The sequence below is a fragment of the Streptomyces sp. NPDC002619 genome (genome assembly GCF_042889305.1).
Taxonomy (GTDB): Bacteria; Actinomycetota; Actinomycetes; order Streptomycetales; family Streptomycetaceae; genus Streptomyces.
Map to the genome: position 1 here is coordinate 49,533 of NZ_JBIAQV010000009.1, position 24,150 is coordinate 73,682.

The 24,150-nt window shown below is 71.1% G+C and carries 23 protein-coding genes; 18 read left to right on the forward strand and 5 right to left on the reverse strand.

The genetic code is table 11. The annotated features are described in order from the left end of the window. The first annotated feature begins 47 nt into the window (after positions 1 to 47). The 7 genes from ACFYXB_RS17075 (at position 48) to ACFYXB_RS17105 (ending at position 8,953) form a co-directional block, all read left to right on the forward strand. Entirely contained in the window at positions 48 to 833 is a 786-nt protein-coding gene (locus ACFYXB_RS17075) for a cyclase family protein (RefSeq protein WP_389582732.1), read from the forward strand. Beyond that, positions 830 to 2,470, forward strand: coding sequence for a thiamine pyrophosphate-binding protein (locus ACFYXB_RS17080; RefSeq protein ID WP_389582734.1), 1,641 nt, complete (start codon positions 830 to 832; stop codon positions 2,468 to 2,470). The genes ACFYXB_RS17075 and ACFYXB_RS17080 overlap by 4 nt, the downstream gene beginning before the upstream one ends. A 169-nt stretch (positions 2,471 to 2,639) precedes the next feature. Beyond that, a complete protein-coding gene (locus ACFYXB_RS17085) occupies positions 2,640 to 4,589 on the forward strand; it encodes a maleylacetate reductase and hydroxyquinol 1,2-dioxygenase domain-containing protein (RefSeq protein ID WP_351358853.1) in 1,950 nt (649 codons plus the stop codon). Next, positions 4,586 to 6,358, forward strand: a complete 1,773-nt coding sequence (locus tag ACFYXB_RS17090) for an FAD-dependent oxidoreductase (protein ID WP_389582737.1) — start codon at positions 4,586 to 4,588, stop codon at positions 6,356 to 6,358. Before ACFYXB_RS17085 ends, ACFYXB_RS17090 begins: the two co-directional genes overlap by 4 nt. Positions 6,359 to 6,360: 2 nt before the next feature. Continuing rightward, positions 6,361 to 7,119 (forward strand): CoA transferase subunit A, encoded by a 759-nt coding sequence (locus ACFYXB_RS17095; protein ID WP_389582740.1) that lies wholly within the window; start codon positions 6,361 to 6,363, stop codon positions 7,117 to 7,119. Next, entirely contained in the window at positions 7,116 to 7,763 is a 648-nt protein-coding gene (locus ACFYXB_RS17100; RefSeq protein ID WP_389582743.1) for a CoA transferase subunit B, read from the forward strand. Before ACFYXB_RS17095 ends, ACFYXB_RS17100 begins: the two co-directional genes overlap by 4 nt. Next, positions 7,763 to 8,953, forward strand: a complete 1,191-nt coding sequence (locus tag ACFYXB_RS17105; protein ID WP_351358865.1) for an acetyl-CoA C-acyltransferase — start codon at positions 7,763 to 7,765, stop codon at positions 8,951 to 8,953. Before ACFYXB_RS17100 ends, ACFYXB_RS17105 begins: the two co-directional genes overlap by 1 nt. An 11-nt stretch (positions 8,954 to 8,964) precedes the next feature. Here ACFYXB_RS17105 and ACFYXB_RS17110 read toward each other — a convergent pair whose 3' ends face one another. Next, positions 8,965 to 9,834, reverse strand: a complete 870-nt coding sequence (locus tag ACFYXB_RS17110) for a helix-turn-helix domain-containing protein (protein WP_389582746.1) — start codon at positions 9,832 to 9,834, stop codon at positions 8,965 to 8,967. A gap of 160 nt (positions 9,835 to 9,994) precedes the next feature. Here ACFYXB_RS17110 and ACFYXB_RS17115 point away from each other — a divergent pair, with 160 nt between their 5' ends. Beyond that, positions 9,995 to 10,390, forward strand: a complete 396-nt coding sequence (locus ACFYXB_RS17115; protein WP_389582749.1) for a luciferase family protein — start codon at positions 9,995 to 9,997, stop codon at positions 10,388 to 10,390. Between the two features lie 17 nt (positions 10,391 to 10,407). Here the strand turns inward: ACFYXB_RS17115 and ACFYXB_RS17120 are convergent, their stop codons facing one another. Then, complete coding sequence (locus tag ACFYXB_RS17120) at positions 10,408 to 11,187, reverse strand: DeoR/GlpR family DNA-binding transcription regulator (RefSeq protein WP_389582752.1); 780 nt, start codon at positions 11,185 to 11,187, stop codon at positions 10,408 to 10,410. A 119-nt stretch (positions 11,188 to 11,306) separates the two neighbouring features. Here ACFYXB_RS17120 and ACFYXB_RS17125 point away from each other — a divergent pair, with 119 nt between their 5' ends. From ACFYXB_RS17125 to ACFYXB_RS17135, 3 genes are read left to right on the forward strand one after another with little or no spacing between them, the layout of a single operon-like run. Further along, on the forward strand, positions 11,307 to 12,188 hold the full coding sequence (locus ACFYXB_RS17125) for an SIS domain-containing protein (protein WP_389582755.1): 882 nt from the start codon (positions 11,307 to 11,309) through the stop codon (positions 12,186 to 12,188). Positions 12,189 to 12,220: 32 nt separating this feature from the next. Continuing rightward, entirely contained in the window at positions 12,221 to 13,081 is an 861-nt protein-coding gene (locus tag ACFYXB_RS17130) for a ketose-bisphosphate aldolase (protein ID WP_389582757.1), read from the forward strand. A 52-nt stretch (positions 13,082 to 13,133) separates the two neighbouring features. Further along, positions 13,134 to 13,868, forward strand: coding sequence for a helix-turn-helix domain-containing protein (locus ACFYXB_RS17135; RefSeq protein ID WP_389582760.1), 735 nt, complete (start codon positions 13,134 to 13,136; stop codon positions 13,866 to 13,868). Here ACFYXB_RS17135 and ACFYXB_RS17140 read toward each other — a convergent pair. Next, positions 13,858 to 14,991 carry a methyltransferase gene (locus ACFYXB_RS17140; RefSeq protein ID WP_389582763.1) on the reverse strand — a complete coding sequence of 378 codons (1,134 nt, stop codon included), beginning with the start codon at positions 14,989 to 14,991 and terminating at the stop codon, positions 13,858 to 13,860. The two genes, ACFYXB_RS17135 and ACFYXB_RS17140, sit on opposite strands and share 11 nt — an antisense overlap. 80 nt (positions 14,992 to 15,071) lie before the next feature. Between ACFYXB_RS17140 and ACFYXB_RS17145 the strand changes: the two genes are divergently transcribed. Further along, the gene (locus tag ACFYXB_RS17145) at positions 15,072 to 15,722 is read left to right on the forward strand and encodes an alpha-ketoglutarate-dependent dioxygenase AlkB family protein (RefSeq protein WP_389582766.1); all 651 of its coding nucleotides are present in this window, start codon (positions 15,072 to 15,074) and stop codon (positions 15,720 to 15,722) included. A 48-nt stretch (positions 15,723 to 15,770) separates the two neighbouring features. Next, complete coding sequence (locus tag ACFYXB_RS17150) at positions 15,771 to 17,009, forward strand: ROK family protein (RefSeq protein WP_389582768.1); 1,239 nt, start codon at positions 15,771 to 15,773, stop codon at positions 17,007 to 17,009. Between the two features lie 8 nt (positions 17,010 to 17,017). Here the strand turns inward: ACFYXB_RS17150 and ACFYXB_RS17155 are convergent, their stop codons facing one another. Together ACFYXB_RS17155 and ACFYXB_RS17160 are read right to left on the reverse strand one after the other, a co-directional pair. Continuing rightward, the gene (locus ACFYXB_RS17155; protein WP_389582770.1) at positions 17,018 to 17,851 is read right to left on the reverse strand and encodes a phosphotriesterase; all 834 of its coding nucleotides are present in this window, start codon (positions 17,849 to 17,851) and stop codon (positions 17,018 to 17,020) included. A gap of 44 nt (positions 17,852 to 17,895) precedes the next feature. Continuing rightward, positions 17,896 to 18,840, reverse strand: coding sequence for a sugar-binding transcriptional regulator (locus ACFYXB_RS17160; protein WP_389582773.1), 945 nt, complete (start codon positions 18,838 to 18,840; stop codon positions 17,896 to 17,898). Positions 18,841 to 19,085: 245 nt separating this feature from the next. On the opposite strand from ACFYXB_RS17160, the gene ACFYXB_RS17165 reads away from it, so the two are divergent. The 5 genes from ACFYXB_RS17165 to ACFYXB_RS17185 all read left to right on the forward strand — a co-directional run bounded on the left by ACFYXB_RS17165 (position 19,086) and on the right by ACFYXB_RS17185 (position 24,095). Further along, on the forward strand, positions 19,086 to 19,739 hold the full coding sequence (locus ACFYXB_RS17165) for an SIS domain-containing protein (protein ID WP_389582776.1): 654 nt from the start codon (positions 19,086 to 19,088) through the stop codon (positions 19,737 to 19,739). Between the two features lie 68 nt (positions 19,740 to 19,807). Further along, positions 19,808 to 20,812 (forward strand): ABC transporter permease, encoded by a 1,005-nt coding sequence (locus ACFYXB_RS17170; RefSeq protein ID WP_389582779.1) that lies wholly within the window; start codon positions 19,808 to 19,810, stop codon positions 20,810 to 20,812. A 288-nt stretch (positions 20,813 to 21,100) separates the two neighbouring features. Next, a complete protein-coding gene (locus tag ACFYXB_RS17175) occupies positions 21,101 to 21,952 on the forward strand; it encodes a substrate-binding domain-containing protein (RefSeq protein ID WP_389582782.1) in 852 nt (283 codons plus the stop codon). A 43-nt stretch (positions 21,953 to 21,995) separates the two neighbouring features. Continuing rightward, positions 21,996 to 23,612, forward strand: coding sequence for a sugar ABC transporter ATP-binding protein (locus ACFYXB_RS17180; protein ID WP_389582785.1), 1,617 nt, complete (start codon positions 21,996 to 21,998; stop codon positions 23,610 to 23,612). Between the two features lie 351 nt (positions 23,613 to 23,963). Beyond that, on the forward strand, positions 23,964 to 24,095 hold the full coding sequence (locus tag ACFYXB_RS17185) for a hypothetical protein (RefSeq protein WP_389582788.1): 132 nt from the start codon (positions 23,964 to 23,966) through the stop codon (positions 24,093 to 24,095). Positions 24,096 to 24,150 lie beyond the last annotated feature (55 nt).

A 24,150-nucleotide genomic window follows, 5' to 3' on the forward strand; every position in this document is an offset into this window, starting at 1 on the left:
TACCGGCCTGCCATGCTGTCAGTTCCGCACCGACCGCAGGAGGCCCCATGTCCGAGCCGTCCGTCCTCGCCTCACTGGTGTCCGGGTTGCGGGGCGGGTCGATCCGGGTCGTCGACCTCACCTCGCCGCTCTCCTCGTCGACGCCGGTGATCCAACTGCCGCCCGAGTTCGGCCAGACGGCGATGTTCGAACTGGAGGAGATCAGCCGGTACGACGACCGGGGTCCTGCCTGGTACTGGAACAACTTCCGCAGCGGTGAGCACACCGGCACCCACTTCGACGCCCCCAACCACTGGGTGAGCGGAAAGGACCTCGCCGACGTGGCGTCCGTCCCGGCGGGCCGGCTGATCGCACCGGCCGCCGTCCTGGACTTCACCGCCGAGGCGGAGCGTGACCCGGACTTCCTCGTCGAGGTGGACCACATCAAGGCCTGGGAGGCGGAGCACGGACCGCTGCCCGACGGCGGCTGGCTGCTGCTGCGCACCGGCTGGGACGCCCGCTCGCACTCCCAGGAGGCCTTCCTCAACGCGGACGAGAACGGCCCGCACACCCCCGGCCTCTCGCCGGAGTGCGCCCGCTGGGTGGCCCAGGAGTCGCCGGTGATCGGCCTCGGAGTCGAGACCGTGGGAACCGACGCCGGACGCGGCCACTCCTTCGACCCGCCCTTCCCGTGCCACTCCTACCTCATGGGCAGCGACAAGTACGGGCTGACCCAGCTGCAGAACCTGGCCGCCCTGCCCGCGACCGGCTCGGTCGTCGTCGCCGGACCGCTGCCCATCGTCGCGGGATCCGGGGCACCCGCGCGCGTGCTCGCACTGGTGGAGCGCCGATGAAGGTCGCGGAGGCCGTCGGGCGGGCGCTGTCCGCGGCCGGTGTCGACCAGGTCTTCGGCGTGGTCGGATCAGGCAACTTCCACCTCACCAACGCCATGATCGCGGCCGGTTCACGCTTCGTCGCCGCACGCCACGAGGGCGGCGCGGCGACGATGGCCGACGCCTACGCGCGTGTGAGCGGCACGGTCGCCGCCGTCAGCGTCCACCAGGGACCGGGCCTGACGAACGCCCTCACCGGTGTCACCGAGGCGGCCAAGAGCCGTACGTCGCTCCTCGTACTCGCGGCCGAGGCGACCGAACCGCGCTCCAACTTCCACATCGACCAGGAGGCCCTGGCCCACGCGGTGGGCGCCGTCGCGATGCGGGTCACGTCGGCCGAGGACGCGGTCGTGCAGGCCTGCGCCGCGGTGCGCCGCGCCCTGCACGACCGGCGCACCGTACTGCTCAACCTGCCCCTGGACGTGCAAGCCCTGGACGTGCCCGACGACGCCCTGGCCCAGGCCGCGCCGCCGCCCGCACGAGTGCCGGTCGAACCGGCCGATGCCGACGTGGCCGCACTGGTCGGGGTGCTCGAAAGCTCCCGCAAGCCTGTATTCGTGGCGGGCCGGGGATCCCGCACACCCGGTGCCCGCGACGCCCTCGAAGCGCTCGCCGCACACCACGGCGCGCTGCTGGCGACGTCGGCCGTGGCACGCGGCCTCTTCCACGGCAACCCCTGGTCGCTGGACGTGGCCGGAGGCTTCTCCTCCCCGCTCACGGCCGAACTGGTGCAGGGCGCGGACGTGATCGTGGGCTGGGGCTGCGCGCTGAACATGTGGACCATGCGGCACGGCCGCCTGATCGGCGCGGACACCACCGTGGTCCAGGTCGACGACGACGCGTCCGCCCTCGGTGCGCACCGCGAGGTGCACCTGGGGGTCACCGGAGACGTGGAACGCACGGCACGGCGGGTATGGGAGGCGAGCGGGCCGGGGCGGCAGGGCTACCGGACGCCCGACTTCAACGCCGCCATCGCCGCCCGCGTGCGCTGGCGCGACGTGCCGTACGACGACAGGAGCGGCCACGGCCGGATCGACCCGCGCACGCTCAGCGTCGCACTCGACGACCTCCTCCCCGCGGAGCGGGTGATCGGCGTGGACTCCGGCAACTTCATGGGCTACCCGAGCATGTACCTGGCGGTGCCGGACGAGAACGGCTTCTGCTTCACCCAGGCGTTCCAGTCCATCGGCCTGGGCCTCGCGACCACGATCGGCGCGGCGCTGGCACGGCCGGACCGGCTTCCGGTGGCGGCGCTCGGGGACGGCGGCGCGCTGATGGGCGCGGCGGAACTCGACACCGTACGGCGGCTCGGCCTGCCGATGGTGGTCGTGGTCTACAACGACGACGCGTACGGGGCGGAGGTGCACCACTTCGGGCCGGACGGGTATCCGCTGGGCACGGTCGAGTTCCCGTCGACGGACATCGCCTCCGTGGCGCGCGGCCACGGCTTCGAGGCGGTCACCGTGCGCACGAGCGCCGACCTCAAGGGCGTGGCGGACTGGCTCGCCGGCCCGCGCTCCGCACCCCTGCTGGTCGACGCCAAGGTGACCGCGGATCGCGGGGCGTGGTGGCTCGAGGAGGCATTCCGGGGGCACTGAACACGATCAGGGGGCGCTGACAAACGCCCACTGCGCCTCGCCGCGCCTCGGTACGCGCGTTTCGTGCAGCCGGACGCGCGGAACGTGCAGGAGTTCACACGGCCGTCATTCGCATACTCGGTGGCTCAAGCGACCGACGCACCCGGATCACATGCGGAGGCGGACCTCGATGAGGACGTTCGTATACACATCCCACCCCTCGCGGGTGGTCTTCGGCGCCGGAGCGGTCGGCCGGCTCCGCGCGGAGGTGGAACGGCTTGGCTGCGCCAAGGTGCTGCTGCTGTCCGGCCCCTCTCTCCCGGTGGCCTCCGCCCAGGTCAGGCAGGCACTCGGCGACCGGCTGGCGGCGGAGTTCGACGGCGCGGCCATGCACACCCCGGTGGAGGTGACCGAGCGCGCCCTCGACGTGCTCCGCGAGTCCGGCGCCGACGGCATCGTGGCCGTCGGCGGCGGTTCGACCACGGGACTGTCGAAGGCCCTGGCCCTGCGCACCGGCCTCCCCCAGGTGATCCTGCCGACCACCTACGCCGGTTCCGAGGTCACACCTGTGCTCGGCGAGACCCGTGACGGGCGCAAGGTGACGCAGTCGTCGCCGGACATCCTCCCCGAAACCGTCGTCTACGACGTCGACTTCACGCTCACCCTGCCGCTGCCTCTGACGGTCACGAGCGGCATCAATGCCCTCGCGCACGCCGTCGAGGCCCTGTACTCCGCCGACGCCAACCCGGTCACCGACCGGCAGGCGCTCGACGCGATCTCCCTCGTCGCACGGTCGCTGCCCCGCCTCGCCGCGGACCCCGCCGACGAGGACGCGCGCGCCGACCTGCTGCACGCCGCCTGGCTCGCCGGGATCTGCCTCGCCACGGTCGGCATGGGCCTGCACCACAAGCTGTGCCACACCCTCGGCGGCAGCTTCGACCTGCCGCACGCCCCGACCCACACCGTCGTCCTGCCGCACGCCATGGCCTACAACGCGCAGGCGGCGCCCGGCGTGATGCGCCGCATCGCCGACGCCCTCGGCGTCCCGGACGCCCCCTCCGGCGTGTACGACCTGGTCGCCTCCCTGGGTGGACCGACCTCGCTGCGCGACCTCGGCATGCCGGAGTCCGGCCTCGCCCGCGCCGCGGAACTGGCCGCCTCGACGCCGTACCCCAACCCGCGCCCGGTGACCGCCGAGGGCATCACCGAGCTGCTGACCGACGCCTGGCACGGGCGTCGCCCCGAGGGCCCGCCGTCCACGGAGGCCAAGCTGGCCCGCCTCACCGAACAGGTGGTGGCCAGCTTCGCCGGGGCCCCGGACACCCGCGTCCGCACCCTGCTGAGCGACCTCGTCCGGCATCTGCACACCTTCGTGGCCGACAACGACGTCACCGACGCCGAATGGCAGTACGCCATCGACTACCTCACCAGCACCGGCCAGACCTGCGGACCGACCCGCCAGGAGTTCGTGCTCCTCTCCGACACCCTCGGCGTCTCCAGCGCCGTGGACCTGCTCACCAACTCCCGTACGCCCACCACCACTCCGTCCGCCGTGCTCGGCCCCTTCTACACGCCGGGCCCGCCCGAGGCCGAGCACGGCAGCGACATCTCCGGTGGACTGCACGGCACCCCGCTGTGGGTGGACGTACGGATCACGGACACCGACGGCGAACCGCTCAAGGACGCGGTCGTCGACGTCTGGCAGTCCAACGAGGACGGCTTCTACGACGTCCAACTCCCCGATCTGGACGGCCCGGTGCTGCGCGCCAGGCTGCGTACCGACTCCGGGGGACGGCTCACCTTCTGGTCGATCCTGCCCGCGGCCTACCCGATCCCCGAGGACGGACCGGTCGGGCACATGCTCTCCGCGGTCGGCCGCCATCCCTATCGGGCACCCCACCTCCACTTCATGATCGACGCGCCCGGCCACCGCAAGCTCGTCACCCAGCTGTTCGTGTCGGGCGGCGACTACCTGGACAGCGACACCGTCTTCGGCGTCAAGGACGAACTCGTCGTCGACTTCACGCCGCACACCGGCCCCACCCCCGACGGCCGTCCCCTCGACGGGGAGTGGCGCCGGCTCGACTACACCTTCCGTATCGCCCCCCTGGCCGACCGACCGAGGAGCGCCCGCTCATGACCACCCCCCAGGCATCCGCCGCGTACGACACCGACGTTCTCGTCGTCGGCAGCGGCCCCGCCGGCGGCTCGGCCGCTCTCGCCCTGGCCACCTACGGCATCCGCACCCTGCTGGTGACCAAGTACGGCTGGCTGGCCAACACCCCGCGCGCCCACATCACCAACCAGCGCACCATGGAGGTCCTGCGCGACCTCGGCGTCGAGTCCGAGGCACTGGCCCACGGCAGCCCCTCCCACCTGATGGGCGACACCGTGCTGTGCACCGCGCTGACCGGGCAGGAGATCGGCCGTATCCGCAGCTGGGGCACGGGTCCCGGGTCCGCCACCGAGTACGCGTCGAAGAGTCCCAGCCAGATGATCGACCTGCCGCAGACCTATCTGGAGCCGATCCTGGTGAGCAACGCGGCGGCCCGCGGCGCCAAGGTCCGCTTCGACACCGAGTTCCTCGACTTCACCCAGGACGAGGACGGCGTCACGGCACGGCTGCGCGACCGGGTCCGCGGCGACGAGTTCACCGTACGCGCCCGCTACCTCATCGGCGCCGACGGCGGACGCAGCGCGGTCGCCGAACAGCTCGGCCTGCCCTTCGACGGCCGTATGGCCAAGGCCGGCAGCATGAACATCGTCTTCAAGGCCGACCTCACCCGGTACTGCGCCCACCGCCCCAGCGTCCTGTACTGGGTGCTGCAGCCCGGCGCGGAGACCGGCGGCATCGGCATGGGCCTGGTCCGCATGGTCCGCCCGTGGAACGAATGGCTGCTGGTGTGGGGGTACGAGATCGAGCAGCCGCCGCCGGACGTGGACGAGGAGACGGCACGGCAGATCGTGCGCGACCTCATCGGCGACCCCGAGCTGCCGGTGGAGATCACATCGACCTCGCTGTGGACCGTCAACCACACCTACGCCAAGGCCTATTCGTCCGGCCGGGTGTTCTGTGCCGGCGACGCCGTGCACCGTCATCCGCCGTCCAACGGGCTCGGCTCCAACACCTCGATCCAGGACGCGTTCAACCTCGCCTGGAAGCTGGCCATGGTCGTGCGCGGTGAGGCCGGACCCGCACTCCTCGACAGCTACACGGCCGAACGCGCCCCCGTCGGACGGCAGATCGTCGACCGCGCCAACCTGAGCCGCGACCAGTTCGGCCCGATCTTCGACGTGCTCGGCGTCGGCGCCGGCAGCAACGAGAACGCCATCGCCGAAGGGCTCGCGGCGCTACGGGCCCGCACCCCCGAGGGCGCCAAGAAGCGCCGCCTCCTGGAGGAGGCGATCCAGCTCAAGAACTACGAGTTCAACGCGCACGGCGTCGAGATGAACCAACGCTACGAGTCCGGAGCCGTCCTCCCCGACGGAAGTGCGGCCGAAGTCTGGGACCAGGACCAGGAGTTGGTGCACCGCCCGACGACCAGGCCCGGCGCCAAGCTCCCGCACGCGTGGCTGGTCGACGCCCAGGGCGAACGCGTCTCCACACTCGACGTCGTCGGCCACGGCGTCTTCACCGTGCTGACCGGCCTGTCCGGCGACGCCTGGGAGGCGGCGGCACACGCGTCCCGCGACGAACTCGGCATACCGCTGCGGTTCGTGCGCGTCGGCGACGACAACTCCCTTGACGCGTACGGCGAATGGGACCGCGTCAGCGAGATCGGCGAGGACGGCGTGCTCCTGGTGCGCCCGGACGGCCATGTCGCCTGGCGGCGCGCCACCGCACCCGACACCGAGACATCGGCACGCGACGATCTGCTCGAAGCGCTCCGCCGGCTCCTGGGGCGATGAGCATGGACAAGCAGGTGGCCACCGCCGAAGAGGCCCTGGCGGACGTGCGGGACGGCCAGTCGTTCGCCGTCGGCGGCTTCGGCCTGAGCGGCGTCCCCGAGGTACTCATCGGCGCCCTGTACGCGGCCGGGGCGAGCGGCCTCACCGTCGTGTCGAACAATTGCGGCGTCGACGGCCGCGGCCTCGGCGTCCTGCTGGCCGCGGGCCGTATCGCCAGGGTCACGGGCTCGTACATCGGCGACAACAAGGAGTTCGCGCGCCAGTACCTCGCGGGTGAGCTGGAGGTCGAACTGACCCCGCAGGGCACCCTCGCCGAGCGGTTGCGGGCCGGCGGCAGCGGCATCCCGGCCTTCTACACCCCGGCCGGTGTCGGCACCCAGGTCGCCGAGGGCGGTCTGCCGTGGCGCTATGCCGCCGACGGGTCGGTGGCAGTGGCCTCGCCGCCCAAGGAGGTACGTGCCTTCGACGGCGTCGACCACATCCTGGAACACGCCATCACCACCGACTACGCCCTGGTCAGGGCCGCCCGCGGGGACCGGCACGGCAACCTCGTCTTCCACCACGCGGCCCGCAACTTCAATCCGTTGGCCGCGATGGCGGGCCGGATCACCGTTGCCGAGGTCGAGGAGCTCGTCGAGCCGGGGGACCTGGACCCCGACGAGGTCCATCTGCCGGGCGTGTTCGTGCAGCGCGTCGTGGAGCTGACGCCTCAGCAGGCGGCCGACAAGGGAATCGAGAAGAGAACGGTGCGCGAGCGATGAGCTGGACCCGGGACGAGATGGCGACCCGCGCCGCGAGCGAGCTGCGGGACGGCGACTACGTCAACCTCGGTATCGGACTGCCCACCCGGGTGGCCGACTTCCTGCCGCCGGGCGTCGGTGTCGTCCTGCACTCGGAGAACGGACTGCTCGGCGTCGGCCCCTACCCGACCCCCGACGAGGTCGACGCCGACCTCATCAATGCGGGCAAGGAGACGGTGACCGTGCGGCCCGGGGCGTCCTTCTTCGACTCGTCGCTCTCCTTCGGCATGATCCGCGGCGGCCACATCGACACCGCGATCCTCGGCGCGCTCCAGGTGTCGGCCCGCGGTGACCTGGCCAACTGGGCGGTGCCCGGCCGGATGATCAAGGGCATGGGCGGTGCGATGGACCTCGTGCACGGCGCCCGTCGGGTCGTCGTGCTGATGGACCACACCGCGAAGGACGGCAGTCCCAAGATCGTGTCGGAGTGCACGCTGCCGCTCACCGGCCGCGCCTGTGTGGACCGCATCATCACGGACCTGTGCGTGCTCGACATCACCCCGCACGGCCTCCACCTCGTTGAAACAGCACCAGGTGTGACGCCTGATCAGGTGGCCGCCAGCACGCCTCTTCCCGTCCTCCGCCAGCCCCACCTGGAGTCCTGATGATCGAACGACCGCGTGACGTGTACGTCGTCGACGCCGTCCGCACCCCCTTTGGCCGGTACGGCGGCGCCCTGTCCGGCGTACGCCCCGACGACCTCGCCGCCGGTGTGCTGCGCGCCCTCCTCGACCGCAGCCCCGGCCTGGATCCGGCGCGCATCGACGACGTGCTGTTCGGCAACGCCAACGGCGCGGGCGAGGAGAACCGCGACGTGGCCCGGATGGCCGTCCTGCTCGCCGGACTCCCGGTGAGCGTGCCCGGCGCCACGGTCAACCGGTTGTGCGGCTCCGGCATGGAAGCCGTCATCCAGGCGGCCCGTGCCGTCGCCCTCGGGGACGCGTCCGTCGCGATCGCCGGCGGCGTCGAGTCCATGAGCCGCGCGCCCTGGGTCCTGCCGAAGCCGGAACGCGCCTTCCCGGCCCGCGACCAGCAGTTGTACTCAACCACGCTCGGCTGGCGGCTGGTCAACCCGAGGATGCCGCGGGAGTGGACGATTCCGCTCGGCGAGAGCGCGGAACTGGTCGGCGCCAAGTACGGCATCACGCGGGAGGCGCAGGACGCGTTCGCGCTCGCCAGCCACCGGAGCGCCGCCCAGGCCTGGCGGGACGGCTCCTACGACGCCGAGACAGTCGCCGTCGAAGGCGTGGACCTGCCGCGCGACGAGGGCATCCGCGACAACACCTCCCTGGAGGCGCTCGCCGCCCTGAAGCCGGCCTTCCTCCCGGACGGCACCGTCACCGCGGGCAACGCCTCACCGCTCAACGACGGTGCGGCCGCGCTGCTGCTCGCCGACGAGGAGGGGCTCGCGGCGATCGGCCGTGAACCGTTGGCCCGGGTGCGGGCGGCGGCGGTGACGGGCATCGAGCCTCAGTACTTCGGGCTCGGCCCGGTGGACGCCATCCGCAAGGCCCTCGACAAGGCGGCCGTCGCCGCCTCCGACCTGCACACGATCGAGCTGAACGAGGCGTACGCGGCACAGGCGCTGGCCTGTCTGGCCGCACTCCCGGAGCTGGACCCGGCCGTGGTCAATCCGCGGGGCGGCGCCATCGCCATCGGACACCCGCTGGGTGCGTCGGGCGCCCGCATCACCGGAGCGGTCGCGCACCAGCTGGCGGCGGCGGGCACGGGCACCGGCCTCGCGGCCCTGTGCATCGGTGTGGGGCAGGGCCTGGCGCTGGTGCTGGAACGCTGAGACCGGTGTTCTCAGCCGGAGCGGCGCAGCGCGGCCGGCGTCGTGCCGAGCCGGGCGCGCATCACGCGGGTGAGGTGCTCCTGGTGGGAGAAGCCGCACTCGACGGCCACCTCGGCGATCGGCGTGGAGCCCGACCGCAGCAGCCGGCACGCCCGCTCCAGCCGCAGCTTCAGCAGGAACTGGTGCGGCGACTGCCCCGTGCTCACCCGGAACTGCCGGGTGAACTGGCTGCCGCTCAGCGACGCCGCCTCGGCCAGGTCCGCGATCGGCAACGGCTCGGCGAGCCGCGCCTCCATGAGGTCCCGTACGGCGGCGAGCTGCCGCTCGGAGAGCCCGCACGGGGCCGGCGTGGGCGCGGCGGCGCCTGCCCGGTGCCGGCGGACGAGCTGCGCGGCGAGCATCGAGGTCAGCTGGTCGGTGTAGGTCCGGGCGGTCGGCTCCCAGGAACGCACGGCGCCGTCCAGCGAGAGCAGCAGCTGCTCGGCGAGCGGATCGGTGGCTCCCAGCTCCTCGGACAGTTCCACGGGCCGCCCGTCGTTCGCGTCGCGCAGTGCGTCGTCGGTGAGATAGGCGTGGATCGTGTCCAGCTTGCCGCCGAGCTCCACCGAGAGGGTGCGCCCGGCGGGCTGGAGGAAGAACCCGCCGGCCGGAACGGTCCGTGACCGCGTCACCGCGCCCCGTCCCCGGCGCACGGTGACGGGCCCGCTGAGGTGCAGGATCAGCAGATGGGTGGCCGCCGGTTCGAAGGCGGCCCGGTACGGCTCCTCCGCCTGCGCGGACAGATACAGCCGCTCCCAGCCCAGGCCCGAGCTGCTGTAGCGCGCCCGCACCCCCGGCTGGCGCAGAATCCCGACCGTGTCGGCCGGTCCGAGCTCCTTCATGGTGCGACCTCCGTGTGGCACCGTTCGTAGTTGAACAATAAATCACAAATCGGAGAATGACACGGGGGTGGCGTGCGTGTTCGGACATATCGCCGATCCAGCTTGGTTAACGCTTGCTCACGTGGTGGTTGCGGGAGGGTGAGCACGCCATGATGGGCGCATGACGTTAGCCTCTCGGGCGCTCGAGCAACTGGCGACCTGGCCCGACCTGAGAAGGGCCGCTCCCAGCTGCGGTCTGGGACACGCGCTCAGTTCCGCGCAGGTCGAGATCGCCCACTTCCACTCGGAGCGGGATGTCGACCTGCATCTGACGGACCGCGCCATCCGGCGGTTCGCCCATGACCTCAGGGGCGCGGGCGCGATCCGCATCGTGCCGGGCTCGCAGTGGGTGACGATACGTCTCGACGCCGCGAGCGACGTCGACCTCCTGATGACGCTGGTCAGCGTCGCCCTTCAGGCCCCGCAGGCCTGGCCCGATCCGGCCGACCGGCCCGAGGTCGGCTGCAACGACCAGCGGGGCGCGGGGTTCGTGCGGGCCGACCCCGGCTGGTTCTGACACCGCGAGCCGGGTGGTCACACGGCGACGACCCGGATCCCCGCCTCCTCGAAACGGCGCACGGTCTCCTGCGGCGCCGCCGTGTCCGTCACGAGCGTGTCCACCATCTCGGCGGCGCAGATCCGGGCGAACGCCCGCTGTCCCAGCTTGCTGGAGTCGGCTGCGACGATCACTCTTTCGGCTTGTTCGCACAGCAGCCGGTTGATCGCTGCCTCGGCCTCGTCGTGCGCCGCCGCGCCGTGCGTCACGTCGAAGGCGACCACCCCGAGCACCGCCACGTCGATTGTGATCTGCCCGAGCACACCGTCCGCGAGCGGCCCGATGAGTTCGTACGACTGCGGGCGCGCGACCCCGCCCGTCACCACGATCTTGAACTGCGGCCGTACGGCGAGCTCATTGGCGATGTTGAGCGCGTTGGTGACGACGGTCAACGCCGGTGACCCGGACGCGAGATCGGCGCGCACCGCCAGCGCACGGGCCACCTCCGTGGTGGTCGTGCCGCCGGTCAGGCCCACCGCCTCGCCGGGCGCGATGAGTTCGGCGACCGCCTTGGCGATGCGCTGCTTCTCGGAGGCGCGGCGCGCCGTCTTGTAGCGCAGCGGCAGCTCGTAGGAGACGCCGTGCACCACCGCACCGCCCCGGGTGCGCACCAGCATCTGCTGTTCGGCGAGCTGGTCGAAGTCCCGGCGGATCGTCGCGGACGAGACCGACAACTCGGCCGCCGCCTCCTCGACGTCCAGCCGGCCGCGCTCCACGAGCAGCTCCAGCAGCGCCTTCCAGCGGGCGTCGCGTGACATCCGCCCCTCCGTTCCTCGAACTTTCCGCGACCCTAGCGCACCCCGCCTCTGGTCGAATGCTTGATTGTGTTTGAAAACTCGCTATATTTTGCAGAAAAAATCAGCAGGGAGGGTGCGGCATGACCCATGTCGAGGAAGAGCTGAACAGTCAGCCCGAGTGCTGGATCCGGGCGGCCGAACTGGCGGCGCGGCACGGCGGGGCGCTGTGGGCGCCGGGGGAGCGGGTGGCGATCGTCGGGTGCGGCACCTCGTACTTCATGGCGCAGGCGGCCGCCGCCCTGCGCGAGGGTGCGGGGCAGGGGGAGGCGGACGCCTTCGCCGCGTCGGAGTTCCCGTACGGCCGCTCGTACGACCGTGTCGTGGCCCTCACCCGATCCGGCACCACCACCGAAGTGCTCGATCTGCTCGGCCGGTTGAAGGGCGGCACCCGGACGACCGCCGTCACCGCCGACCCGGACACACCCGTGCTCGGTGCTGCCGACGAGGTCGTGGTGCTGGACTTCGCCGACGAACGCTCCGTCGTGCAAACCCGGTTCGCGACCACCGCCCTCACCCTGTTCCGTGCCGCCCTCGGCCTGCACACCGACACCGTCGTCACCGACGCCCGCGCCGCGCTGTCGACCCCGCTGCCCGCGGGGCTCGTCGAGTGCACCCAGTTCACCTTCCTCGGCCGCGGCTGGACCTTAGGGCTCGCCAACGAGGCCGGGCTGAAGATGCGCGAGGCCTCGCTGTCCTGGACCGAGGCCTACCCGGCGATGGAATACCGGCACGGCCCCATCAGCATCACTACCCGGGGCACGGCCACCTGGATGTTCGGCGAGGCACCCGAAGGTCTCGCCGAACAGGTGCGTGCCACAGGCGGGTTGTGGATCGGGGGCTCGCTCGATCCGCTCGCCGAACTCGTCCGCGCCCAGCGGCTCGCCGTGGCCGTCGCCGCCCGCCGCGGCCTCGACCCCGACCAGCCGCGCCACCTCACCCGCTCGGTGATCCTCGCCCCCTGACCCGTGACCCGCGCTCCAGGAAAGGAGAGACCGTGCCCCTCGCAGCCACCGGCGAGCTGGTCACCCGCGCCGCCGCGGAGCACCGCGCCGTCGCCGCGTTCAACGTCATCACCCTGGAACACGTCGAGGCCGTCATCGCCGGCGCCGAAGCGGCGGACGCACCCGTGGTCCTCCAAGTCAGCGAGAACGCCGTCAAGTTCCGCTACGGACGGCTCCTCCCACTGGCCCGCGCCACCGTCGCCGCCGCCGAACGCGCAGGCGTGCCGGTCGCGTTGCACCTCGATCACGTCCAGAGCGACGAGCTGCTGCGCCAGGCACCCGGAGCCGGATTCGGCTCCGTGATGTACGACGCGGCCCGCCTGCCGTACGCCGACAACCTCGCCGCGACCCGGACCGCCGCCGGCTGGGCGCATTCCCAAGGCCTTTGGATCGAGGCCGAGTTGGGGGAGGTCGGAGGCAAACAGGGGCAGCCGCCGCTGGACGCCCACGCCCCCGGTGCTCGCACCGGCCCGGACCAGGCCCGCTCCTTCGTCGCCGACACCGGCGTGGACGCCCTCGCCGTCGCCATAGGCAGCGTCCACGCCATGACCACCCGCACCGCCGCCCTCGACCACGATCTCCTCAAACGGCTCTCGGCGGCCGTGCCCGTGCCCCTCGTCCTGCACGGCTCCTCCGGAGTACCGGACGACGGACTGGTCGCGGCGGTCGCGGGCGGCATCGCCAAGGTCAACGTAGGCACCGCCCTCAACGTGGCGATGACCGCCGCGATCCGGGACTTCCTCGCCGCCCACCCCGAGGCCGTCGACTCGCGCAAATACCTCAGCGTCGGCCGGGAGGCGATGGCCCGCGAGGTGACGCGAATCATCCACGTCCTCGGCCGCCCCCGCCCCTGATAGCTTCCCGCCCCTGCACCACACGCGCCTCCACCTCGGCGAACCGCCCGTCGTGGCCCAAGCCGGGGTGGGCGTGCACGGCGTGGCGAGCCCCACCGACGACTTCCGGCTGCCCGAGCTGTGGCAACTGCACCTGTACGCCTACGACGCCGAACTCGTCGTCGGCACCACCCCGCACACCGTCCGTCCGGGCCGGGTGAGCCTCGTCCCGCCCGGCACGACCGTCCGCTTCCACTACCGGGGCCGCTCCGAACACCTCTACGCCCACCTGCGCATCCCGGCCTCAGGCTCCGCCCGCGCCGTCCCCGTCGTCCAGGACACCGGACCCGAACTGCCCCTCCTCAGGGCCCTGTTGCGACAGGCGGTCGCCGCCGCCCCGCGCGAACCCGAACGCACCCGCGCCGAGATCTGGACCGCGCTGTGGCGCATCGCCCACCTGACCCCCGCCGCCCGGCGCCCCGGCCCGCACCCCGCGGTCGCCGCCGCCCTCACCCACGTCGAGGCCCAACTGGCCGGGCCGCTCACTGTGCCCGACGTCGCCCGCGCGGCCGGTGTCTCGCACAACCACCTGACCCGGCTCTTCCGCGCCGCCACCGGCGACACCGTGGTCGGCTACATCCGCCGCCGCAGACTCGACCGGGCCCACCACCTGCCGCGCGCCTCGACGCTGTCCATCCCCGCCGTCGCCGCGTCCGTCGGCATCCCCGACCTCCAGGCCTTCAACAAGGCGTGCCGCAGCGAACTCGGCGCCTCCCCCAGGGCGTTGCGCGCCGAAGCTACTTCTTGACCGCCTTCAGCACCACGAACTTCGGGTCGCTCGCCACCAGTTCGCTGTTGCCGAACAGCCGCCGCAGCGTCACGTGGTAGCCCAGGTGCCGGTTGCCGATCACCCACAGCTCGCCGCCCGGCCGCAGCGCGCGCTTCGCCCCGGTGAACATCCGCCACGCGGTGGCGTCACTGGTCGCCTGATGGGAGTGGAACGGCGGATTGTTGAGCACGACGTCCACGCTGCCCGCCGCCACCCCGGCCAGCCCGTCGCCGACCCGGAACTCCGCGTGCCCCGGCACCCCGTTCGCCTTGTACGTCGCCTCCGCCGAGGCCACCGCCTGGTACGACTCGTCCACGAACAGCACCTCGGCCTCGGGGTTGGCCAGCGCCACCGCCGTACCGACGACGCCGTTGCCGCACCCCAGGTCCACCACCCGCCGTACGCCCCGGCTCTCGGGCAGATGCTGGAGGAAGAACCGGGTGCCGATGTCGAGCCGGTCGGCGCAGAAGACGCCCGCGTGGTTGACGACCGTGTGCCCCGAGACTGGGCCGATGCCGTCGGGCAGGTCGTAGGTGTACGGCCACGGATTGGCGGGACGCGCGGCCGAAGGCTCAGGGGTGCAGAAGATCAGCCGGGCCTTCTGCCGGGCGAGCGAAGTCCGGGTCGGGCCGAGGATCCGCTCGAACAGCTCGAGCGTCGAGGTGTGGATCTCCTTCACCATCCCGGTGCCGACGACGACCGTGCCCGCGTGCACGGCGGGCGCCAGCCGCAGCAGCTGGTCCTCGAGGAGCGCCAGGCTCTTCGGCACCCGCACGAGGAGCACGTCGACGCGCTCCGGCGGCGGATCCTGCGTGGTGAGCAGACGTACGGCACCGGGCTCGACGCCGGCCCGCGCGAGGTTCGCCCGGGTCGCCTCCCGGCCGAGGAAGGAGTCGGTGATCTGCACCGGCCGGTGCTCCGCCAGCGCCGTGACCAGCGCACCCCAGCGGTCCGAGACGACCACGACCGTGCCGGACAGGGAGATCCGCTCTTCGGCCAGGTGCCGCAGCAGATACGCGTCGGAGGCGTCCCAGGCACGCAGCCGGTCGCGTGGATCCTCGGGGAAGCGGGACAGCTCGAACTCGCCCCACGCAGTCGTCATACGGTCGCTCATCGTGCGTCCAGGCTAGCGGAGCCCCAGCTCAGGGCCGGTCGGTCGGCCCTTCGGGCAGGATGGAGGACATGGAGACGGAGCTGTTTCCCAGGGAGCGCATCGAAGTCGCGCCCGGCGCGGTCCACATACCCGACTGGCTGGACGCCGACGCGCAGCGCGAACTGCTCGCGGCCTGCCGGGAGTGGGCACGCCCGCCCGCGGGCCTGCGCACGGTCCGCACCCCTGGCGGCGGCACCATGACCGCGCGCCAGGTGTGCCTCGGCTGGCACTGGTATCCGTACGCCTACGCCCGCACCGTCGTGGACGGCGACGGGACGCCCGTGAAGCCCTTCCCGTCCTGGTTGGGCGACCTCGGCCGCAGGGCCGCGACCGACGCGCTCGGCCCGGAGGCGGCGGCCGGGGCGGCGTACGACATCGCACTGATCAACTTCTACGACGGCGACGCCCGCATGGGCATGCACCGCGACAGCGACGAGCGGTCCGACGCCCCGGTGGTCTCGCTGAGCCTCGGCGACACCTGCGTCTTCCGCTTCGGCAACACCGAGACGCGGAACAAGCCGTACACGGACGTCGAACTGCGCGGCGGGGACCTGTTCGTCTTCGGCGGGCCGTCCCGGCTCGCGTACCACGGGGTGCCGCGGGTGCGTCCGGGCACCGCCCCACCGGTGCTGGGACTGGCGGGGCGGCTGAACGTCACCCTGCGCGTGAGTGGCTTCTAGGTTGCTGTGCCGGCCGAACAGGCTGCGGATCATGGGAGACTCCCCCTCATGAGCGGCAAGGCGGATCCCCGGGCGGCGGGGGAAGGAACCACCTCGAGAGCGCGGCTGGACCGGGGGCGCGGTGCGCTCGGTCCCGCGTTGGAGCTCGTGCACACGGGGCGCGCGCCGACCCGGGCCGTGCTCACGGCCGAACTGGGCGTGACCCGGGCGACGGCGGGCGCCGTGGCCGCCGAACTGGAGGCGCTGGGCCTGATCCGGGTCGACGCCCGGCCCGGTGCGGCGGCCGGGTCCCAGGGCCGCCCCTCGCACCGCCTCGAGGTCGCCGAGGACGGTCCGGTCGCGCTCGCCGCGCAGGTGCACGCGGACGGCTTCCGGGCGGCGCTGGTCGGCCTGGGCGGCCGCATCGTGGCGACCGCGCCCGGCTGCGAGACCGTCGAGGCAGACCCCGCCAAGGTGCTGGGCTCGGTCGTCGAGGCGGGCGCGGAACTGCTCCGCACGACCGGCCGCCGCTGCGTGGGCGCGGGCCTTGCCGTGCCGTCGGCGGTCGCCGAGCCCGACGGCCTGGCCCTCAACCCCCTCCACCTCGCCTGGCCGGTGGGCGCACCGGTGCGCCGGATCTTCGCCGAGTGCGTGCGGGCGGCCGGGATCACGGGGCCGGCGTTCGCGGGCAACGACGTCAACCTGGCGGCGCTCGCGGAGCACCGGCACGGCGCGGGACGAGGCGCGCGCGACCTGCTGTGCGTGGCCACCGGGCACCGGGGGGTCGGCGGCGCGCTGGTCCTCGACGGGCGCCTGCACACGGGCAGTTCGGGCCTCGCGCTGGAGGTCGGGCACCTCACGGTGAACCCCGAGGGCCGCCCCTGCCACTGCGGCAGCCGGGGCTGCCTGGACGTCGAGGCGGACCCCCTGGCCCTGCTCATCGAGGCGGGCCGCGATCCGGGCCCGGAGGTCTCCCTCCTCCAGCAGGCCAACGACCTCGTCCGCAACCACTACACCGACCCGACGGTCCGCACGGCGGCGGAGGCCCTGATCGACCGCCTCGGCCTCGGCCTCGCCGGCCTGGTCAACATCCTCAACCCCGACCGCATCATCCTCGGCGGCCTCCATCGAACCCTCCTGGACGCCGACCCCGACCGCCTCCGCGCGGTGGTGGCCGACCGCAGCCTGTGGGGCCAGAGCGGCGGAGTCCCCATCCTCCCCTGCACCCTCGACCACGACAGCCTGGTCGGCGCGGCGGAACTGGCCTGGCAGCCGGTACTCGACGATCCGCTGGCTGCACTCCGCTGACGACGCCCTCAGCGCCACTCGACACCGAACGCCCGCCCGGGATTCTCCGTGAGGACGCGCTCGACCACCGACACGTCCAGCTCCGCCTCAAGCCGCGGCCGTACCCGCCGCAGCAGATACGGCATCCCGGGCCCGCCGTCCGTCGACCGGGCCCCGGCGACCACGGTGTCCCCGCCGAGCAGGAGTTGGTGGCCGAACCCGGATTCGGCCAGGATTCGTACCGCGGTCGGCATGTGCCGGTCCGTGGCGTGGTGGGTGAGTGACGGTCCGTCGAAGGCCAGCCAGCAGCCCGACTCGGCGGCCTGACGGTGCGTCACCGGGTCCGCGAATCGGTTGAGGTGCCCGAGGATCACCCGGGCCGGCGGGACCTCCAACTCCCCGCACAGCAGATCCAGTACGTCCAGCGCGCCCGTGGCCAGCTCCAGGTGGACGGCGATGGTCGCCCCGGTCGCATGGTGGGCTTCCGCCGCCGCCGTCATCGTCCAGCGCGCGTGCGCCTCGAGCCCGTGGAAGCCGCCCGCGACCTTGACGAACCCGGCCCGTACCCCTGACGTGCCGATGCCCTCGGTCAGTTCGGAGACGAACACCTCGGCGGGCCGGCCGCGCAGCTCGTCGAGCAACTCCGGTTCGTAGTGCGCGGCTTGGTGCAGTCCCGTCGCACACACGATGTGCACTCCCGCCGCACGGGACAGCTCCGGGAGATCCGCTGCCCGCGGGCCCATCCCGTACGGCGTCCATTGCACGACGGCCGCCCCGCCCACCGCGCGGAACGCCGCCGACTCGGCACGCGCGGCACCGGCGTCGGCCAACTCCTGGCCCGGCAGCCGGCGTTCTGGTCGCATTCCAGGCACTGGGTCTCCTGGACTGCATGAACGCAGCACGTCTGTCATTTTGTGATTTGCGTATGTGAATCAATGAGCAGTCGTGCCGCGCTTTCGTCGGTCACCACGGAATGGGCCAGTCCGCCACGGAGCACGCTGTGGATGGCCCGTGCCTTGGACGCCCCTCCGGCCACCGCGATGACCTCCGGGATCTGCCGTAGCTGATCGGCGCCGATGCTGATCGTCAGTCTGCTGATGTCTCCGTCCAGCGGAGTGCCGTCTTCTGTGAGCAGTATCGAGCAGACCTCCGCCGCGATGTCCTCGCGGCGCAGTGAGGCGAGCATCGCGGGGGGCAGCGCCGCATGGAACTGCGAACCTTCAGGGTCCCAACTGCCGATCGCCACGGCGGCCTTGGTGATGGAGGGGAACCGCGAGGTGGCGGCGGCGATGCCCGGCTGAGAGTAGAGCGCGTTGGCCGTTCTCTCGTCGGAGACCATGAGCGGCGCGTAGATCGGATAGGCGGGCCCGCGCGAGACGGCTGCCAACTGGCGTACCAGATCGGCGCTGTTGGCGCCGACCGCGCCGGTCACGCCCGTCATCTGTACGATGCTGCACGGCGCCAGGGCGTTCAGTGCGCGCGCCATCGCGTCGAGCGTTCGCCCCCAGCTCACCCCGAGGACGTCGTCCTCGGTCACGATCTCGGTGAGCAGTTCGGCGGCGGCGGTGCCCAGCTCGCGGCGCAGGGTGGCGACATCCGGTGCGGTCACCTTGACGACCAGCGCGTGCTGGAGCCCGAACGCGGCGCGCAACTGTTCCGACAGCTCACTGTCCACGGCGGTGGGCACGCCGATCTCGATCCGCACGATGCCCTGCTCGCGGCACTCGTCGAGGATGCGGGCCACCTTGTAGCGCGAGATGCCGAGTTCGTCGGCGATCTCGGTCTTCGCCTTGCCCTCCACGAAGTATCTGCGGGCGACCGTGGTGGCTCGTTGGAGTTCGGCTGGACCCATCGGATTCTCCTTCGCGAATGATTCAGCGGCGCTTACTACGTCGGCGCCCGCCCATATGGGCACCCTACTTGACGCATGGGCGGGCTGGAGGTCTGATATCTCCACCCCGCGCCTCAGAGTCGTAACGCGGCCTTTACGGCGTGAACATGTAAGTGCCGTCGCGGCAGGAGTGGGCCGATGAAGTTCCCCGAACGAGCACTCGCGCCGTGTGCCCGATCCCGCGCCATCCCCGGAGGTATGTCGTCGTGAGTTCCCTTGCTGAGGACCAGATCCTTGAGGGCGCCCGGGAGGTGATCCGCCGGGAAGGTGCCGCCACCGCAGGCATCGCCGAACAACTTGACGAGTCCTTCCTGTCGGCTCTCTCGCTGCTGCTCGGATGCCAGGGCAAGGTGGTCGTGGCCGGCTCGGGGACGTCGGGAACGGTGGCGCGCCGAATGGCGCACCTCCTGTCCGTCTGCGGCACGCCGGCTGTCTTCCTCCACCCCATGGACGCACTGCACGGATCCTTGGGCGCGGTGTCCGGGTCGGACGTGGTGATCGCCATCTCGAAGGGCGGCGGTTCGGCCGAACTCAACGAGTTCGCCCGCCGGGCGCAGGAGCGTGGCGCTCGTGTCCTGTCGCTGACAGCTCGCGCGGATTCGACGCTCGGCCGGCTCGCGGACGTGAGCGTGCAGATAGCCCCCGCCGGTCACGCGGACCCGGGGGGCGTGATCGCCATGGGCAGCACCCTCGCCGTATCGGCCTGGGGCGATGCCTTGGCGGTCACCCTGATGCGGCTGAGCGGTTACTCCTGGTCCCAGGTGCTGTCCGCGCACCCGGCCGGCACCGTGGGGCAGCTCACTGACACCCCCGAAGAACTGGCACCACTGGACGCCTCCGCGCTGAGTGGCAGGGACTGACCCATGCCGTCTGTACCGGGAGCTGACTTCGCGACTGAGCCGATGAACCACGAACCATGGAGACTCCCATGAGAAAGTTCCGACTGCCCGACGAGACGGGAATCTTCCTGGTCCTGTTGGTCGTGCTCGCCGTACTGAGCATCCTGTCGCCGTCGTTCGGCACCGTGCACAACGGTCTGACGCTGCTCCTGAACGGCGCGGTGATCGCGTTTCTCGCTCTCGGTCAGACCTTCGTGCTGCTGACCGGCGGCATTGACCTGTCGACCGGAGCCAACGTGGCCATGACGGGCGTGCTGGCCGCGGTCCTCATGCGGGACGGCCTTCCCTGGCTGGCGGCCTCCCTGCTGGCGGTCGGAGCGGGGCTCGTGCTCGGGGTGATCAACGGCCTGGTGATCCACTACGTGAAGGTGCCCCCCTTCATCGTCACCTTCTCCACCCAGGGCGTTGCGACCGCTGTTCCCCTCATCATCACCGGCGCCAACTCCATCTCAGTGCGCCAGGCCGGCTTCTCCTGGATCGGCCAGGGCCGCGTCGTGGGAGTCCCTCTGCCCGTGATCATGCTGCTGGTCGCGGCCGTTGCGGCCGGCTGGTTCCTGACCCGGACGCGGCTGGGCGTGCACGTCTACGCCTCCGGCGGCAACAAGGCGGCGGCCCGGCTGGCCGGCGTGGACATCCGGGTGGTCACCATCCTGGCTTACGCCGTCAGCGGCGTGTGCGGGGGGATCGCAGGGCTCATCGCCACCTCGCGCCTGATGGTCGGGTTCCCGGCCACCGGACTGGGCAACGAGCTCTTCTTCTCCATTGCTGCGGCGGTGGTCGGCGGAGTGAGCCTGTTCGGTGGAACGGGCACGGTGGCCGGCGCCATGATCGGCGCCGTCCTGATCGCCTCGGTCAGCAACGGCATGAATGTGCTGAACGTCAGCAGCTACTGGCAGTCGCTGGTGATCGGCTTGATCATCCTGCTGGGCGTCTCGTTCGACACCTACCGGCGAGGCCTCAGCGGCAGATCTCTCCTCGGCGCGCTCACCAGCACGTCCCGGCAAGCGCCCCAGAAGGAGCCCACGGCGGTCTAGCGCCTTGCCGACCCTAGCTCCGGCCTCGGCCCGCGTCCCTGCCCGATGACCGGCGGCCGACACAGTTCTCAACCCACGTCAGGCGAGCGGCGCCGAACGTCCTAATCAAGCCGAACGTCCTAATCAAGGAGAGAGAGTATGTTGCACAGAACCAGAGGGCTGACTGCGGCGGCGGCAGCGTTCTCCCTCGCACTACTGGCGGCTGCTTGCAGCAACCAGGCCACAAGCGGCACCACGGCGACGGGCGCCGACAGCGCCTTGCCCAGCAGCTGCACGACGGGCAAGCCGGTGCTGGGCGTCGCCCTGCCGAACACGGTGAACCCGTACTACGTCGCCATGCGCCAAAGCTTCCTCGACACTGGCGCCAAGAACGGGTTCGACGTCAAGATTGCCATAGCCAACGACAGTGACTCGACTCAGCTCTCGCAGATCAACAGTTTCATCCAGCAGGGGGTCTGCGCGGTCGCCCTGAACGCGGTGAACTCCGGGCCGGGTGCTGCCAGTGTCGCGGCGCTGAATCAGGCGAAGATTCCGGTGTTCTCGGTCAACGTCATTGTCTCGCCCGACGACCTCAAGACCCAGAACGCCAGCATGGTGCAGTACGTCGGCGCCGACCAGACCGAGGGCGGCAAGGCGATGGGCGCCCAGCTCCTCAAGGATATGGGAGCGAAGGCCAAGATCAACGCCGGGATCGTGGGAGACCCCGATCAGATCCCCACCAACCAGCGCGACAGCGGCTTCAAGGACGCGCTCAAGTCCAACGCCAACGCGAAGGTCGGTCCGACCGTCAACAGCAAGGTCGACCCCAACGTCAGCCTTCAGGTCACCACCGACATGCTGCAGGGCAACCCCGACATCAACGTGATCTTCGCCGACACCGGCCCCGGAACGGTCGGCGCGCTGCAGGCGATCAGCCAACTCGGCAAGACCGGCAAGGTCGCGCTCTACGGATTCTGCGCCGCCGACACGGCTTTGAACGCCACCTACAAGGCGTGCGCCGCCCAGGAACCGGCCGACTACGCGCGGATCGTCGTGGAGAACGTCAAGAAGTACGTCGGCGGGGCCAAGGTGCCGGCGCAGATCCTCCAGCCGTTGAAGATCTTCACGAGCGGCACCCCGGGACCGGGCGAAGTCGGCTGACCCGGACGATCGCGACAGCAGACACGGAGAGAGGTGTACAAGCGTGACTGAAACCGCTGTGGAGTACTTGGCTGTCAACTCGATCAGCAAGCGCTATGGACAGACGCGCGCCCTCGACGGGGTGACGGTCACGCTCATCCCCGGTCAGGTGCTGGCGCTCGTCGGTCACAACGGCGCGGGCAAGTCCACACTGCTGAAAATGCTCGCGGGCGCCGAGAGCCCGGACGAGGGCTCCGTACTCCTCGACGGCGTGCCCCAGCACTTCTCCACTCCTGCGGACTCACTCGCCGCCGGTGTGGCCTGCGTGTACCAGGAACTTCGGCTGGTGGACCAACTCACCGTTGCACAAAACGTCTTCCTCGGCCACGAGACCAGCCGGCGCGGCCGTCTCGCGCAGGCGGAGATGAACCGGCGCACCGCCGAACTGTGTCGGGAGTACGGTGTCACGGCCTCTCCCACCGACCGCGCGGGCGAACTGTCCGTCGCCCAGCGGCAGATGGTCGAGGTGGTCGCCGCGCTCAACCGCAACGCGCGGTATCTCCTCCTCGACGAACCGACGACCGCCCTCGAGGCGCAGCAGATCGATCATCTGCTGGCCACGGTCAAGCGCATCTCGCGTGAGCGGAACATGGGGATTCTGCTGGTGGACCACAAGCTCGACGAAGTCTTCGCTGTCGCCGACCGCATCATCGGGCTGGCCAACGGCCGTGTCGTGCTGAGCGGTTCGGCGGAAACGGTGAGTCATGACGATGTGGTCCACGCCATCGTCGGCGAGTCCGCGTCCTCGTCCGCGTATGTGACGCCAGCGAGCGGGTCGGAGGCCAGTCCGCCCGAACACCGGACAGACCGTGAGGGGCAGGGATCCGATGTCGTGCTGAACGCCGTACACGTGTCCACCGACCGGCTCAAGGACGTGACACTTCAGGTCCGGGCCGGTGAAGTACTGGGCCTGTACGGGCTGGTCGGCTCGGGGCGGTCACGCTTCCTGCGCACTCTGTACGGAGCTGAGCGCCCGCCGGTCGGCTCGCTGACCCTGACGGGCTCTCCGTACCGGCCCAAGAGCCCGGCCAAGGCAATCAGGTCCGGGATCGCCTTTCTCTCGGAGGAACGCAAGGCCGACGGTTTCATTCCTGGGATGAGCGCGAAGGAGAACATTTCGCTGCCCGTGCTGCACAGGTTCAGCCGTGCCGGGCGGCTCCAGCGCAGGCGGATCACCCAAGCGACGCGCGACGCTCTCAAAAAGGTCGCCGTCCGCGGTGACACCGAGCAGCCGATCACGCGTCTGTCCGGCGGAAACCAGCAGAAGGTGCTGTTCGCCCGGGCTGCCCTACAGCAGCCCAGACTGCTTCTGCTCGATGAACCGACCAAGGGTGTCGACGTCGGTGCTAAGGCCGAGATCCATGCTCTGATCCGTGCGATGGCCGCCGACGGGGATGTGGCCGTGATCGTGGTATCCACCGAGGAAGAAGAGCTGATCGAGCTCGCGGACGCGGTGTGCGTCTTCAAGGACGGCTTGTGCGACGGCATCAAGTACCCCCGGGATACCGTCACACCGGGAGACCTGCGCCAGCTCGCCTGGCCCAGCAGCCACCGGCCACCGGACGCGCGGGAGGGTGTGGTGAACGGTGTAACTCCCCAAGAGAAGGAACCAGTTGACTGACATCGCTCCCGCCCCAGTTGTGGCCGAGGAAAAGCCGCGAGGCTGCCGTGGCGGTGGCCACGGACGACCAGCTGATTCGTCAGTCGACTGCGGCGCCGGGCTGCTGCGGTGGCTCCGGGCACCCGGGCTGCGCCAAGCACCAGGTCGAGGGCCGCCACGGGAAGAACTTCCGCGATGGGAGGCGTGTCAACACGGTGCTGACCGAGATCGGGCCGGTGTGCGCAACGACGGCTCGCGCTGCAAGGTGAAGATCGTCGCTTTCGATGCCCAGCCCATCCAGGTGCAGGTCCTGCCTGCCGGGGAGACCATCGACGCGATCACCTCGCGGAACCGGTACGACATGGGTGTCCTGTGTGTGCAGCATGCGGTTGCCCTCGGCAGGGCGAGACTGCGGACAAGTCCAAGATCACCGCTCTGCCCGCCATCACCCAGCAGAACATCAACGACCCCAAGGTCGCGCCGTTCGTCTACAAGTGCTGTTGACCGGGCGGGCCCGGCGAGTCCCGCCGGGCCCCGGACACATTGACGCCACCGCGTG